General features: G+C 49.8%; 14 protein-coding genes and 1 pseudogene. 5 read left to right on the forward strand and 10 right to left on the reverse strand.

Annotated features, from left to right (window positions below; translation table 11 throughout):
* Positions 1–63: 63 nt before the first annotated feature.
* The 4 genes from IPJ88_02450 to IPJ88_02465 all read right to left on the reverse strand — a co-directional run bounded on the left by IPJ88_02450 (position 64) and on the right by IPJ88_02465 (position 5,921).
* Positions 64–621 carry an FHA domain-containing protein gene (locus IPJ88_02450; GenBank protein QQR90623.1) on the reverse strand — a complete coding sequence of 186 codons (558 nt, stop codon included), beginning with the start codon at positions 619–621 and terminating at the stop codon, positions 64–66.
* 70 nt (positions 622–691) lie between these two features.
* Positions 692–3,046, reverse strand: coding sequence for a PBP1A family penicillin-binding protein (locus IPJ88_02455; protein QQR90624.1), 2,355 nt, complete (start codon positions 3,044–3,046; stop codon positions 692–694).
* A complete protein-coding gene (locus IPJ88_02460) occupies positions 3,027–3,752 on the reverse strand; it encodes an RNA methyltransferase (GenBank protein ID QQR90625.1) in 726 nt (241 codons plus the stop codon). Before IPJ88_02460 ends, IPJ88_02455 begins: the two co-directional genes overlap by 20 nt.
* 12 nt (positions 3,753–3,764) lie before the next feature.
* Entirely contained in the window at positions 3,765–5,921 is a 2,157-nt protein-coding gene (locus IPJ88_02465; GenBank protein ID QQR90626.1) for a bifunctional (p)ppGpp synthetase/guanosine-3',5'-bis(diphosphate) 3'-pyrophosphohydrolase, read from the reverse strand.
* Positions 5,922–6,281: 360 nt separating this feature from the next.
* On the opposite strand from IPJ88_02465, the gene IPJ88_02470 reads away from it, so the two are divergent.
* The 3 genes and pseudogenes from IPJ88_02470 to IPJ88_02480 all read left to right on the forward strand — a co-directional run bounded on the left by IPJ88_02470 (position 6,282) and on the right by IPJ88_02480 (position 9,282).
* Positions 6,282–6,836: a hypothetical protein gene (locus tag IPJ88_02470; protein QQR90627.1), complete on the forward strand. Its 555-nt coding sequence runs from the start codon at positions 6,282–6,284 to the stop codon at positions 6,834–6,836.
* A 60-nt stretch (positions 6,837–6,896) separates the two neighbouring features.
* Positions 6,897–8,702, forward strand: coding sequence for a hypothetical protein (locus tag IPJ88_02475; GenBank protein ID QQR90628.1), 1,806 nt, complete (start codon positions 6,897–6,899; stop codon positions 8,700–8,702).
* Positions 8,703–9,018: 316 nt separating this feature from the next.
* Positions 9,019–9,282, forward strand: a pseudogene (locus tag IPJ88_02480) (IS110 family transposase).
* A gap of 151 nt (positions 9,283–9,433) precedes the next feature.
* Here the strand turns inward: IPJ88_02480 and IPJ88_02485 are convergent.
* The 3 genes from IPJ88_02485 to IPJ88_02495 all read right to left on the reverse strand — a co-directional run bounded on the left by IPJ88_02485 (position 9,434) and on the right by IPJ88_02495 (position 12,177).
* Positions 9,434–9,952, reverse strand: a complete 519-nt coding sequence (locus tag IPJ88_02485) for a hypothetical protein (protein ID QQR90629.1) — start codon at positions 9,950–9,952, stop codon at positions 9,434–9,436.
* A gap of 328 nt (positions 9,953–10,280) precedes the next feature.
* A complete protein-coding gene (locus IPJ88_02490; protein QQR90630.1) occupies positions 10,281–11,180 on the reverse strand; it encodes a GGDEF domain-containing protein in 900 nt (299 codons plus the stop codon).
* Positions 11,181–11,271: 91 nt separating this feature from the next.
* On the reverse strand, positions 11,272–12,177 hold the full coding sequence (locus IPJ88_02495; protein QQR90631.1) for a LysR family transcriptional regulator: 906 nt from the start codon (positions 12,175–12,177) through the stop codon (positions 11,272–11,274).
* Positions 12,178–12,286: 109 nt separating this feature from the next.
* Here IPJ88_02495 and IPJ88_02500 point away from each other — a divergent pair, with 109 nt between their 5' ends.
* Positions 12,287–12,622, forward strand: a complete 336-nt coding sequence (locus tag IPJ88_02500; GenBank protein QQR90632.1) for a hypothetical protein — start codon at positions 12,287–12,289, stop codon at positions 12,620–12,622.
* A gap of 627 nt (positions 12,623–13,249) precedes the next feature.
* Here the strand turns inward: IPJ88_02500 and IPJ88_02505 are convergent.
* From IPJ88_02505 to IPJ88_02515, 3 genes are all read right to left on the reverse strand, one after another.
* Entirely contained in the window at positions 13,250–13,666 is a 417-nt protein-coding gene (locus IPJ88_02505; GenBank protein QQR90633.1) for a hypothetical protein, read from the reverse strand.
* Between the two features lie 33 nt (positions 13,667–13,699).
* Positions 13,700–13,951 carry a DUF4143 domain-containing protein gene (locus IPJ88_02510; GenBank protein QQR90634.1) on the reverse strand — a complete coding sequence of 84 codons (252 nt, stop codon included), beginning with the start codon at positions 13,949–13,951 and terminating at the stop codon, positions 13,700–13,702.
* 156 nt (positions 13,952–14,107) lie between these two features.
* Positions 14,108–14,956, reverse strand: a complete 849-nt coding sequence (locus IPJ88_02515) for a tetratricopeptide repeat protein (GenBank protein ID QQR90635.1) — start codon at positions 14,954–14,956, stop codon at positions 14,108–14,110.
* Between the two features lie 122 nt (positions 14,957–15,078).
* Between IPJ88_02515 and IPJ88_02520 the strand changes: the two genes are divergently transcribed.
* Complete coding sequence (locus tag IPJ88_02520; GenBank protein QQR90636.1) at positions 15,079–15,306, forward strand: ATP-binding cassette domain-containing protein; 228 nt, start codon at positions 15,079–15,081, stop codon at positions 15,304–15,306.
* The last annotated feature ends 5 nt before the right edge of the window (positions 15,307–15,311 follow it).

Raw genomic sequence — 15,311 nt, forward strand, 5'->3', positions numbered from 1 at the left:
TTAGTCATAGACCTGCGTAGTGTTTTCAACCAATTGGCCAGCCCCTTGGGATGATTGCTTTGACTAAGTTGCAAGCAACTTGATCGCGACACCGCCCAATATTGCGGCTAGTACAACCACCAAGGCCCAGGGAAGCCAGGATGGAGCCTTTGCAGTCGGCAATACGACCGGCTCCTGCATTATTTTTGGCTTTTGAAGTTTCGCTGTTGCATCGCGCATCGTTTGAATCTCTTGCGGCGAGAGATGAACAGTACGACTCGGAATCATGGGTGCCTGTTGAGCCAAACGGCTTTGATGCATGGCAAAGTTTGCCGCAGATTCATCGACGTTAAAATCGATCTTTATCGTAAACTTACCCACACCAATGCTGTCACCTTGATTGACCGGCGCTTGTTCAATTCGCTTTTCATTTAGAAAGGTGCCATTGGCCGATCCAAGATCTTGAACAAGAACGGAGGGTCCTTTCAAAAAAATGCGGCTGTGCTCCCAAGAGACGCTGCCATTATCAATAAAAATATCGGCATTTGGATCGCGCCCAATAGCAATGGCGTCGTGGCTAAAGGTAAACACCTTGAGCAACCGCCCTTTGAGATACAACTCCGCTTTGAGAGCCTGAGGCATGTCGCCCTATGGTAGGCAATGAAGAAGCACTTTGCCTAAATTTTTGCAAAACAAGACAAAACGGTCCATTTCACTGCGTATCAATCGTGTCGGCCTGCTGCTCCATCATGAAATCCGTCGGATCGGCGACACTTGGGTCCAAAGCCATTTCGCTTGGCACCGTACCTTCTAAAAAGACCTCATCAATGGCATCCGGCATACCTTCATAGGCAAGTTTCCCGCTCTCTGGATCGATTTTTGCCCACATCACCCCGGGGGGTACCACGAATTTCTCGTTGCTGTTTTGGCCTTCCGCGCTACGGATCACGTCAATCCATACCGGAAGGGCAGTTCTGCCGCCACTCTCTCCGCGGCCAAGCGGGCGATTGTTATCAAAACCAACCCACACGCCGGCCAGGGTGTTCGGTGTGTAGCCCACAAACCAAGCATCCCGCGCACGGTTACTTGTTCCTGTCTTACCGGCCGCTTCGGTGCCAAGACTTTGAGCAGCAGTCGCAGTTCCGATGCGTACGACGCTTGTTAACATGCTTGTCACGACGTACGCTTCCGCTGGGCTCAGAACTTGCACAGCCTCATCACGCCGAGGAAGCTCCACTCGCTCGCCATTCGAATCTAGAATGCGTCGGATAAACTTTGGTTTTTCGTACACCCCGCCTGAAGCAAAAGTAGCGTAAGCATTCACGAGCTCAATTGGAAAGACGGCACTGGCGCCCAATGCCAGGGGCAAGCTTTCCTCCAGCGGCGTTGAAATACCAAGTTGATGTCCAAACTCAGCAACGTGCTTTGGACCAAGCTCTTCGATCACTCGAATGGCCACAAGATTGATTGATTTAGCGAGAGCATAACGAAGGCGAACAGCACCTTGAAAGTTCCAAGTCTCGTAGTTCTTCGGCATGTACTTATCAAAGACTTCGGGCGCATCAAGAACGATGCTTGCTGGCGTGAAGCGTCTACTTTGTATAGCGTAAGCGTAAACGATGGGTTTAAACGCACTGCCCGGTTGTCGCAGCGCTTGGCTTGCGCGATCGAAACCGGAATCGTCCGAATAGTTTCCCACCATCGCCAGCACTTCACGAGTCGCGGGATTCATAACAATCGCTGCGCCTTGAGGACCTAGGTCGAGCTGAACCTGGACATTCTTAACCCCAATGATGTTGCTATCCTCTGCATCTGAAAGCACCCGAACGGGCAACGAGACGCCTTGCTTGGCAAACTTACTGGCAGAAAGCTGTTTTGGATTGTAACGATCCGCGCTGTCAATCCCAACGACAGCATCGTATTCACCAAGCTTGAGATGGAGTTGCTGTTTTTCATCATCGGCTTCAACAACCTGCGCCCAATAAGTCTTGCCAATTTTCAACTTACCAAGTGCTTTGTTTTTATCTTTACGCCCTTTGACACGAAATGGCGCCTGCGCTCCATGCCGATGATCAAAATCTCTAAGACCGGCACGCAGTGCGTTTCGGACTTTGATCTGTAGCGCGAGATCCAGGGTAGTGGTCACTCTGAAACCACCATCTTTGACCCTGTCTTCGCCAAAACTTTCATTGAGTTCGGCTCTAACTTGTCGAACAAGTTCAGGAGCACGATCCCCTTGCTTCGATGCATCGCTAAGTTTTACTTGAGTATCTCGGGCTTTTGCGATTTCCTCTTCGCTTAAATCAGACCAATAAACATCACGCTTTGCTTGCAGTTGATCCAACACAAAAGTTTGCCGATTTTTGGCAGCTTCAGGATTATCACGCGGCGAAAGGCGCACGGGAGCCTGCGGGATACCAGCAATAAGCGATGCTTCGGCAAGTGATATTTTCTCAACATCTTTACCAAAATAAAAACGGCTTGCTTCTTGAACACCATAGCGTCCATGACCAAAATAGATGGTATTCACATAGAGGTTCAGAATCTCATCTTTGCTCATTTCCTGCTCGAGACGCCGTGCAAGAATAAGCTCCCGAATTTTACGGCGAAAGGTACGCTCGTGACTTAGCAATAGGTTTTTTACAACCTGTTGCGTAATGGTACTGGCGCCTTGAACACGGCGTCCGCTAATTATATCGCGAAAGAGAGCACGTAAAATACCGGGGTAGTCCAAACCGCGATGGCGGTAAAAATCGGCATCTTCAGCAGCAAGCACCGAAAGCACCATCACGCGTGGAATCTTGCTTAGAGGAACCACAGTCCGGCGCTCATTGAAGAGTTCACCAATGAGTATTCCATTACGGTCGTAAACGTAGGTAATTTGTGGAGGCTGGTATTTGCGCAGCGTCTCAACCGTGGGCAAGTCTCGAGAGTAGTACCAAAACACCGAGGCTAAAACTGTCGCAGCTAAGGCTATCATGACAAAAGCTAAAACAAGTAAGCGACGCAAAGCTTTTGCAAGCCAGGATTCTTTGGGTGGTCTTTTTTTACTTCTGCGTTTTGCCATTCGTGTAGATCCCTCGACTGAGGGCTTCCTTAATGATTTCTTCGCCTCGGTCAACGGATGCTAACATGAAACGTGCTTTTAGATGTGCTTTGCTTTCTTCATCGAGATCGCCGGACCGCTCCGAAGTCACCGTATAAAGGCTCAACGCAGCAGCCACCGAAATATTCAAGCTCTCGACAAAACCGCGCATGCCAATCGCAAAACTGCCATCGGCCATTTGACGTAACTCATCGGAGACCCCTTGGTGCTCGTTACCAAATACCATGGCAACTTTTTTAATGTATTTCAGATCGTTAAGATCATAGCCATCATCACTATTCCCATCGGCTACAAGTACCTTAAAACCTTGCCGCTTCAGCCAGGACACACATTTTTTTGCATCACGATGGATCTGCAAATCAATCCAGCGCTGAGTGCCTTGCGCTACACGACTTGAAAGCTTGAAATCCTGTCCTCGCTCAACCAAGTGCAAGGCCTGAGTTCCAAACGCTTCGGCCGATCGCATCACAGCCGCCACATTATGAGGATCGAAAACGTCTTCGAGCACCGCAGTGACCGAGCCAATTCGATGATTGATGACTTGCTCAATACGCTGCATGCGCTCTTCGCTCAGCAAAGGGCGCAGTACGTGAATCACATCATCAGCTGACGCGGGAAGCAACTCCACGTCTCCTAACGAGACGGAATCGGGATGAAAACGATGCATAGCAAACTCAATCTACAGTCGATGCACGTCCTGTACACCGGATACTTTTAGAATGTTTCTGATCAACACACGCAGCTTGCTAACATCATCAATGCTAAACTGGAAGATATTGTCAGCTTGGCCACTTTTTGAGGTCGTAACGGTCGCGCCAATGATGTTGAGACCCGTATCGGTAAAAACATGGCTCACGTCTTTCAAAATACCGGGACGATCCGAGCAAATCACACGAATTCGCGCTGGCATCTCCGACTTCGATTGCCCCGACCAGGTGACGGCTACGCGCCGTTCAGGATCCAGAGTCATCGCCTTTTGGCATTCCCGCCGATGAACGGTGACACCTCGACCACGTGTAATCCAACCGATAACGGCATCGCCAGGAATCGGATTACAACAGCGCCCAAAACGAACTAGTACATCCTCGATACCTCCGATTTGTATACCGTCGTGATGTTCATGGCGCTTTGAGGGGTGATGCTCATGCTCTAAGTCGGCATGACCGCCCGCTTCGGACGATTCTTTTTCAGCACGTCGTTCTGGTTTGACCACATCGAGAACTTGCAAAGGAGCTAGCTTGCCATATCCCAGACGTGAAAATAGCTCTTCTGCTGTTCCAGTACGTAACTTCTCCGCAACTTTATTAATCTCGCCGCTTTTAACTAGTTTGCTGTACGAGAGACTTTCGCGCCGCATCGCACGCTCGAGAATTTCTTTGCCCAGCGAAATGCTTCGTTGATGTTGTTCATTCCGTAAGAAAGCCCGTATCCGAGATCGGGCACGTCCAGTCACAACAAAATCGAGCCAGTCTTTGGAAGGTCGTTGATGCTCGCTGCCGATGATTTCAATGGTGTCGCCATTGTGCAGCTGATGCCGCAACGGAACAATCGCATCATTAACCCGTGCGCCCGTGCAATGATGACCGATATCCGAATGGATCGCATAGGCGAAATCAAGAGGCGTTGCCCCTCTCGGAAAAACTTTAACATCACCCTTCGGGGTAAACACAAAAACTTCATCGTGAAACAGATCGACTTTAACGCTCTCAAGGAATTCTGCCGGATCGTGCACATCCTTCTGGAACTCCATGAGCTGGCGTAACCAGGTAAAACGCGCGGCGTCGCGTTCGTCCATGCCACTTTCGCCCTCTTTGTATTTCCAGTGTGCAGCAATGCCTCTTTCGGCGATTTGGTGCATCTCTCTTGTTCGGATTTGAACTTCGATTCGGCGATGGCCCGGACCAAGCACGGTGGTGTGCAGTGATTGGTACATGTTGGGTTTCGGCAAAGCGATATAGTCTTTAAAACGACCCGGCACCGGCGTCCATTGCGAATGCACTACGCCAAGTGCTGCATAGCAATCTGAAACCGTCTCCGTGATAACTCGAAACGCACCAAAATCATGAACTTGCTCGAAATCACAACCCGATTGCATCATTTTTCGGTAGATCGAATAGGGATATTTGATACGCCCTGTGACTTCCACAGAAAAGCCGCGTTCAATTAACATGCTCTCTAAACGACGGGTCACATCCTGAATAAACTTGTCGCGATCGCGGGCGAGCTTCTTGGACTTGCGCTGCAAATCGTTGAAGGTCTCAGGTTTTAGGTATTGGAAACATAAAGTCTCAAGCTCGTTTTTGAGCCACGCCATCCCCAAACGTCCGGCAAGAGGCGCGAAAATATCCAAGGTTTCTTGTGCAATGCGTTCCTGTGAATCCACCTTCATGTGCTCGAGCGTGCGCATGTTATCGAGGCGGTCTGCCAACTTAACCATCAGCACGCGAATATCGCGTGCCATCGCAACCAACATCTTACGAAAACTTTCCGCTTGCTGATCTTCTTTTGAACTAAAGTTAACGCGACCAAGCTTGGTTACGCCATCCACCAAAAAGGAAACCTCGGCACCAAAAAGTTTTTCGATATCGTCGTTCGTTGCGGCAGTGTCTTCAACAACGTCGTGCAAAAGCGCCGCACACACACTCGCCGTATCGAGTTTCATTTCTGCTATAATTCTAGCGACCTGGGATGGGTGGATAAAATACGGATCCCCCGACTTCCGACTCTGTCCGTCGTGCATCTGTGAGGCATAAACATAAGCCTTACTGATCAGATCAATATTAGCGCCAGGATGATAGGCAGATACTTTCCCAATAATTTCGCTGAGCGGGACCATCTAATTCAATTTAAGACTTCTTTTAAACAAGTGTAGCAGGGGCATAGCCGGATCAAAACCTTTGCCTAGCTAAGGGATTGAAAATATTGAGAGCGCTGCGATAAACCTTTTTATAAGCTGATGCTCTAACTTCTCATGAAAGAAAAAGCGACTTTATTTCGATCACCGACAAGCCGTTCAGTAGGAAACTTGCATTGGTGGACAATGAAAGGTTAACTAGGGTATAGAGACCGTACCATTGGGGACAATGTACCCCATTGTGAGGACTTGGAACCCTAGCGCATGACAATAAAATCAAATGATTTTGTCATCAGCTGGCCACTACACCGTGGTACATTTCTTGCATCTGTATGGAGTAGTATGAGACTTCCACGCAAAGTAAGTGTTGTTTCTAAGACTTTTATCGCTACGGGCTTTGCCCTTGCGAGCTTCTCTGGCGCAGGTTGCGCCGGAACTTCGCCGGCCTCGATTGTTCACAATCTTCACTCACCTGCTACGAGTAGCGTCGCTCCGCTTCATGCTCGTCAAGCAAGTCATACGCAAACCCTGATTAAACGCGGTGGTTTCGTTAACGGACAGACCGAGCACACCTACCCGCTCGTGCTGTCAGAACCAGGCTTTGTCCAACTTGCGCTGGATAACATCTCGGCTGGTCAGGATTATGACTTGTTTGTGCTTGCAGCCAACGGACGTGTTCTTTATAATTCACGCACGATGGACAATCGCGATGAGTTCATCGAAACCGGTTTTTTGCCCGCAGGCAGCTATCGTATTTCCATCTTGAACTACCGCGGGGATACCAGCTCTCGTGCTTACAAACTCTCGGTCGAGATCGTGCCTCAGCGTGATGCGGTAAGCAACGTCTACGTTTCCCGTGGTGTTAACAGCGCTGGCTCTTCGCCCACAGACATTTAGTTTCATCTAACAGCAAACTATCTTTGCCTGCAGATGCAGGGCGAACCATACTAAAGCGTGATGCTTCGTTCCCTGTTTGTAATTGTTGTTTTGGTTTTTCAAGGCACTGCTGTCTTCGCGCAAGATTTGCCACGAGACAATCTCCCCATGGCCGGTTTCTCTTGGGCAGCCCCAGGGCCCAATTGGGGCGATGGGCTCTTCGGTCAGTGGCATTTTGAAGACGAGACCGAGTGGCAATCCACGATAAAGCCAACCATCGTCGCGGACTTGCAAGCTATGCTTTCCGAATTAGGCATTCAAAGCGACGATGAGCGCCGTAACCTCAAACAGCTGCTGAGCATTCCGATTCTCATCATGCCACCGAATCGTATTTCCTGGGCCCTTCGCCGTTTCGCTGAAGTTTCGCAGGAGTTGGATATTCCTTTTATTTATAAAGTGGTCGGCTATGTGTGGTGGGACACCAGCGCTGAGTGCCCTCATTGCGGCAGCAGCTGCATGGCCAACGACGAGTATTGCATGTCCTACACCGAAGATATCGATTGGTGGGGCTGGTCCTCAGACTACGTGTGGTCGCACGACAATCCGGCTGAAGTATGCAGCGGTTGGGCTGCAACACTTGCTGCTGTGACTTGGCGAAACTGGGGAACGCCCTTTTGCATCGGAAATCCGCATCCACGTTTTGATTCGCCTCGTTTTAGAAAATGGGTCTCAATGAAGATGACGCTTGCGGCGCAAGAGCTGTCAGCCATTCACCATGACTTGCGCGCGCAAAGTAAAGCTTATTTGATGCCGGCAATTGTCACCGAAAACGAAGGCATGATTGGTCACAACTTTCACCCTGAGGCCAACGTGTACAATGCCTATGGTGTTAATACCTACCGTCTACGCAAATGCCCGAACGACGTGCTCGATTGCCTTCCAGAAAAACCAGCAAATCTCACGCGGGAACAATGGATCACGCAAAAATCTCAGGAATTCTATCGCCCCGACGATTATATCAATACGCTAATTGCTGCGAGTGGAGCATACCTCGATTGGGTCTCTCGCATTTTTGTAGAGGCAGGGATTCCGAGCGAACTTCTTATTTCACAATCCGTATTCGATTCGCCTTTTCGAACACAATATGGGACCGCTTACGTTAACGTCTCGGATTCAGCACTCAACGCCGTCTCAACTCCGGGCTACTCACTCTATTCTCCTACAAATCGCTTAATTTCCGTATTGCCTATCGCGCAATTCCTCTTTTCATCTCGAAAGGTCCGGCGTTATGCGCTTGTCGAATACCTGGACGAAGCAAATCAAAATTGGATGCAAAATCTTTCCCACTATGTTCGAAGCGATACCCCAACGATTTGGCAGCTAAATATCCAAAATTGGGACGGCCGGCCTGCTCAGCAGCACACATCAAGCATCAATTTTTATAATACCATTAAACCACAGTATAACGCTGCCGTTTGTGGCAACGGCGCATTTGAGTATGGTGAATCGTGCGAGCACTTGCCGGCAAATCTACGTAACCCTAATGACGCTGAGCTTTTGCTCAACGGCACTACTTGTGAACTGCTTGGTTTTGAGACTGGAACTCTCGGCTGTGATTCCAATTGTTCCTTCGACACAAGCGCATGTGTGGCCTTCAGCACAAAGAATGAAAATGAAGCTCCAATAAACCATGTGAAAGGAACACCTAGTTCGCTGTTGAGCGCAGCCACGGATGCTCAAGGGGGATGCGCCTGTTCTCTTAGTTCCAACTCACCCACAGCTAACTTTATCTACCTTGGTGTTTTTGGATTTTTGCTGTTTGCCCGTAAAAAACGCATGGGAAGATATCCAAAAAAAACGACCCAAGGAAAGTGCGACCTATTCTAGAGATTCGGCTCGTTTAGCTCCAGTATCTCATAGCAGACAGCCAAGTCAAAAATCGCAGCGCAGTAAAGGCTAACCGGCAAGGGGCAACGGAATCCGTGGCGGCGGCGCTTTTGTGCGGCAGCCTCGTGATTATCCACAAACTCGACAATTTTCATGGCGCTGCCACAGGAAGAGCAGACGGGAAGCGCGTTCCTTCGAGGCTTTTGGCTTCTAGCAACTGTGGTATTGCTGAGCAGCAAAATGCCCATGTTTGGCCACTCCAAAGCTCAGGAACCTGAAACTGCTTCCAGCGCATTTTATCTATGACTCTTGAGGACTTGCCCCCTACAACTGCGATAGCGGGCGGTTTCGAGGCAAACGGCACATCCGCTGTGGCCGGGCCCATGTACGGCGTGTTTTGTACATGGCCACGCTTGTCGCCGTGCGTTTCAACCCAACACTGCGCATCTTCTACGAACGACTCATCGCAGCAGGAAAGCCACCCAAAGTCGCCCTCACAGCAGCGTCCCGAAAACTGCTTTGCATCCTCAACGCCATGCTGCGCGATGACTGTTCTTTTCGGCCTATGCCTGCAAACTAACATCTTTCTTCAAGACGGTTGCTGACACCTTTCCCATCCCTCGTTTTTAGGGAAATATGGCTCATATCTTGAAATTTCTCTAAAAAGAAATCCCAGGAGTGCGACGGAATTCGCCTTTTTTATAGGACTTAAAATTCGCGGAAAGTGACCCCTAGACTGGATCAAGGTGCATGACTTCGACGCGGTCCGGCGGCGCCACACACGAATCAACACGGCCCGTGAATGAGATTCGCAACACTAAAAAGCTATGAAGGCGATCTGCCCAGACCGCCGATAAATGTGGCTGAAGGGAACGACAGCTCTCTGGTTGACCCTGCGGTGTTTCATTCACGATTTTGTGCTGCGCAAGTTTTTGCCCTTGTTCGTTGATCGCGATTTGTCGGGTCACGAGATCCAAATCCACGACAAGCTTCCCATCCCTGGCAACTTCATGACCGTCATGCCGTTGGATTTCTAGTGGCATAAGATTGCCGGTGATGTGAAGTTGATTGCTCACCAAACGGAGCCTGCGATGGACAGTGTCACGCAAAGCTTTTTTGTTACCACTCGCATGGAACTCTTCTTCGGAAAGAATGCCGTAATTCCTGACGGTCTCTCCATTGGGGCCCAGCACCAAGACATTGAAATCATGCGTGGGAGCGCCATCAAGAACCCCCTGTTTTGCAATCACAACTCCTTCATGACTAAGGTAGGGAAAGCCATTGACACATGTCGTGCATGGGGATTCGTCCACCAAAGATGCTGCACTCAAATTAAAGGGCTGAGGGGAGCTCTGTCGGGCTTGCCCTGCCTTGACTGTGGGCTTTAAAGGCTCTGAAAGGTGCGGTCTTGGCGTGGCGCACGCACACAGTACCAGAAGATAAAGTGAGTACAGCCCCTTGGTATGATCGGATAGTCGATGCCCTTGCCAGACAGAGCGATTATTCCTTTTTTTTGCTGCATGCATTCCCGGGCTGTTGGTGAACGGAGCGCAAAGTTCAATGTTGCTTTCCTTTGGTTCAAAGCGAGGTTGCATTGCAGGAAGCCTTTCCAATTTGAAGTTGCGTATAGCGTTCCGTTCGACTTTGCGAATAGGGCAACACGCGAGCTTTGGCTCGATACATTAACGCATCGGCGCGCTCTACCAATTCCTCAACTGGCGTTGCGTCTTGAGGGGCGCCGCCGCTCACGATACCAATCGCGCAACTTAGGCGATCGATAACCGGAACGGGCGTGTCCTGCAGACCTCGTTTCAAAATATTGAGCCCTTGGCTTGCCTCGGTATGCGACAGCAGAACTGCAAACTCATCCCCACCCAACCGAAAACAATGGTCGAGACCGCTACGAATCGAACGCCGAAGTCCGCCAGCGATCGCTTCAAGGACTTGATCACCAATCGTGTGTCCGTAGGCATCATTAATGAGCTTAAAATCATTAAGGTCGATGTAAGCCAGAGCAAACTGCATCCCCGTTTGGCGGGCCCTGCGTTTCATTGTCACCAAATGCTCAATAAAATCCATTCGGTTTCCAAGGCCGGTAAGAGGATCTTGTTTAGCGATCGCTCTAAATGTGTCGATCTTGCGATACAAACGATGAACTCCAAACAGGATTAACAAACCAATCACGATTTCCGTGGAAAACTCGGTGGGATGGTGCGGCCAGTGTCCTGTGTCGATGCGATCCGTGAGCACGGGCAAGAGCGCGAGCGCGTAACCACCCCGATCCGTAACCCTCGATAAACACTGCCGGAACCAGTCCCATGGTCCTGAGGCCGTACGCTCTTGCACCAAGGCCAAAAGCGAGTTGTGGTAACGACGCTCGGGCAGATTCAATGGATTGAGGCTAAGCTCGCGATCCACATCGACCGTACCTTTGGCTTGTGTCTCTAACGGCGGTCTTTGAAATTTTAGCAGGCTCATGTTCGGCAATTTACCAACACGGCTACAATTTCGAAAGTTCTATTTATCAACGCAATTATTAACTTTAATCAAATAATACACCAGATCACACTCAACGGATGGTGGTGCTTTGGCCCGAATGGTGTGCGATTAATAACGCGAGCGCTGGATGGACATTTTTCCTGGCGGTCGAAACGCAATAAAACTTTTCGACAACGCCCTGTGCACAGCCAATCTGTTCAGCACCGAAGCGGGATTTGGCGTCCTTTTTCACAATGGACGGGAAGGGGAATAAGCCATAGCCCTCTGCCCCCGCCGTTTTGAGCAAGGAATAATCGTCGAAATCTGCAACGACCCGTACACTGATTCGTTGGTTATCAAACCAGTTGTCCATTGCCCGTCTTAGCGCGTTTCCAGAGGTGGGCAACAAGAAGGGTGCTCCGTTGAGTGAATTGGGAAAGTTGCGCCGATAGCGCCGCGCAAGTTTGCTTGACCCCATGATGATCACGTCACTTTCACCAAGTGAATGGTTATGAAGCTTCAGGCCCGCTTGCGAATCCACGGTGGTGTCGGAGATAAAAAAATCGAGCTGCTGCCCAAGAAGGCGGTTTAGCAAGGCTTCTTGGTTTGCCTCATGAAAAGTCACCGTGCAGGAGGGAGTCATGTTTAATATAGGTTGCAAAAGCTTCCACGTTACAGTCTTAGGAAATACAGGGGTGATTCCTATATCCACATGCGCAGGCGCTCCGGCGGGTTGACCCATGAGAAACTTTTCGAGCTCGTCGCCGGTTCGAAAAATCGTATCTGCATACTTAAAGACGGCATGTCCCTTTTCTGTAAGCCGTAAACTTCTGCCTTGCCGCAACAAGAGCTCGTGACCATAGAGGGATTCCAGTTGGTTGATTTGCACGCTGATGGTGGGGGAGGAAACATGCAGCACCTTTGAAGCCCCCACGATGCTGCCCTCACGCGCAACAGTCCAAAAGTACTGAAGATGTTGATAGTTGAGTTGCCCCACAGTTTGATTTTACCTAATCGAAAGCTATAAAATTAGAAATACATTTCATTAGACTTTGCCTAACTTGATGATATGATGTTTTAGATAATATAACAAATGGGAGGTGCTGATGGAAGTGCGAATACTGACGAAGAGTGCCGAGAAAGCCGGCGAGCTCAGACACCTGGCTCGAGAACGCTTGATCCGACAACTGCGCCGTTTTCGCCACGATGTACGAGGCGTGACCATCCGGTTTGATGACGTCAATGGACCGCGAGGTGGAGTGGACAAGGTAGCGACAGCTCAAGTGCACAGCAGTGACGAGGCCCTCTCACACGTGAGCGTATCAGCAAGCAGCTACGAAGCGGCCTTGGTACGGCTTTCGCAAAAACTCAAAAGACTGGTCATGGCGTCACCAAAAATCGGCGACAAACGCTACAACACCCGCCGAGCAGCTCAAGAATAGAACGCGTCGTAACCTTTTTCTGTTTATATTCCGGGGACCCGAGATTTAACTTTGGATCAGGTCTCGGGACCTGGGATTTGGGGCCGTACAAGAAGTCTTTGGCGCCGAAAGACAAAGGTATAGGATAACATTAAGGGAAGGCAGTGCATTCGTGTCCAACCTTCGAGCACTCTAAATTGACTCAGATCCGGTAGTCACCCGGAAGGAGTAGTACAGTAGCGGATGATACAGTTCAGGCCTCGCCTTTTATGAATTGTCCGGATGAGTCGATGCCGATTGTGTTACGCGCAGCTGCCTCTGCAGAACATCCTGAGAATGTGCCAACGCCTGAGGGATCCCAACAAATTTGAATGTGAGGAACCATCAACACGTTATTGTGGAAATGAAATCTGCTCGTCGCAATGCAATTTGCAGTTTAGCCGCCGTATTATCGGTTTTCACTCTCTGAAATTTGTGGGGATAGCTCAGGCGTTGGCGGCAGTGTTGGACACGAGCCGGCTGACCAAGCTCACCGCGATGCCTGCCTTGCCGAAACTGTTTACAACGTCTCGTTCGTAGCCTGCAGTCGGCTCCAGCACAACTTGCAGCTGGGGTGCTGAAATCTCAGCTAACTAACGAATAAGCTTGCTAAGACCGACCTTGCTCCGTGAATACTGAAGCGATTGCTCGCCCAAAGGCAGATACCCATCGACCTTTGTCCTTGCCGACATCAAGCCCCACCCGACGCAGCTCTTGACTTTCTTTATTGCATCGCAGCATACGCTTTCTATGGGCAGCTCCGCCTTTGGTCCACGCTCTTCTCAGTTCAATCCCGTCGTGAAACCGCTCTAGACGAAGGTTTTTGACCAGTTGAATAGCAGGAACGGCCTGGCGTTTGTGAAAATAGCGAAGCGATGAATCTATCATTGAACTGGATAGCTTGGCTTCTAGCATCTGCTTGAGTTCCCCTCGTTCTACCAAGCATAAGTCGACTTCTGTGCCGTCCTTTGTACGCAAATAGTGAAGTGTGGCATCTCGACCTCTTTCATCGACAAGTCCGTGCACGTACCGCAGGAGACAGGTCGCAACAAAATTCTCTCAACGAGACCCTTCATCTCCCAACACCATTCCGGTGTCGAAAAAATAAATCTTAGATTCTTTTAGAAGAGAACGTGCAACGTTGCGTGAGTGCCGGGTTACTCGAAACACAATAAAAAGCGCTTCGAAAATCTCAATATAGCGCATGACTGTGCTTGGCGATATTCCTACATCGCATGCTATCGAACGAAACGATATGGGTGAACCTACCCGTTTGCGCAATAGCTCTAGGACCAGTGCCTTGGGGGACATGTTCTTCCCTAGATAGTCAAACGACCACAGGCACTTACAAGCCCGCCTGCGAAACCGTCAACAAAGATAACGGTTTCGCGATCGGGTTTGTAAGCTATTGATATTATTTCACTTATTTTCCTAAAGCATGTCCCCCGGGCTCCCCCTGGATGCGACTTATTCTAGAGATTTGGCTCGTTTTTCAGCTTCTTTTGCGGCATCGGGATCGGACTTACGAATAGCTTTGGCGAAACGTTGATAGGTACGTACCGCTTGCTCGTTTTGTTCGAGTTTCTCGTAACAGACAGCCAAATCAAAAATCGCGGCAGGTCGGTCAATACCAAGCGCGATGGCCTTGTCGTAGTGCGTAACTGCTTGTTCATAAAGCTTTGCGCTTCGCAAGGTGATGGCCAAATTGAGCTGCAAGTTTGCATCGTTTGGTTTTAGTTTCACGGCTTTTTCAAGCGCCACAACTGCCTCTTTGTATTTGCGTTGATTGCGCAGAGCTACACCAAGGTTATTGAGAAGTTCAACGTTGTTTGGAAAGCGCTTGCTTGCTTTGCGGTAGGTTGCAACGGCATCGTCGATGCGTCCGGATTGACGGTAGGCTGCGCCAAGATTCGAAGCATGCGTGACTTCTTCCGGATCAAGTCTAACAGCCTGCTCGAGCTTCTTCGCCGCTAGTTCGTATTCCTTGAGATGCAGCAAAGTTGCGCCAGCCATACCGTAGCCTTCTGCGCTTTTGGGCTCGAGTTCGATCACGCGTTCGTAGTCGCGCAAAGCCTGCTTATAATTGCCCTGGGTTCGAAAGACATGACCCCGGCTCAAGTGGGCGGCAGCAAATCCCTTCCGATTCGCGATGGCTTTATTAAAATCCTTGAGCGCCTCGTCCAGATCGCCCGATCGCTTATGCTCAAGACCTGCTCGATAGTGCCCCTCAGCTGCATCTGCGCTTGCGCTCTGAATGGGAACCACACTTAATAAGGCCAAAAAGGCTAGTAATTTTAGAGAACTTGCTGTCTGCATCGTGCACTCCTTGGAAACTCTGCGTTTGGACGCTACCTCAGGGCCGATCATTCAACAAATTTAGATATTTTTATGGTGTGAAATCTTGACACCACGGCCAGCTGAGTTAGCTATTTTCGACCATGATCAAGGTCGAACAGGTTAATAAGTACTATGGCTCCTTGTGGGCCGCTAAAAACCTAAATTTCTCCATCAAAGAAGGCGAATGTGTGGGCTTTTTAGGCCTAAACGGCGCAGGAAAGAGCACAACTCTGCGCATGCTGAGCTGTCTTAGCTTGCCCACATCGGGACGAATCTCAATCTGCGGATTTGATGTCGAGGACAGCCCCCATCTGGTCGTCGGTTCATAGGCTAT

It is taken from the genome of Myxococcales bacterium, assembly GCA_016699535.1.
Lineage (GTDB): Bacteria > Myxococcota_A > Polyangia > Polyangiales.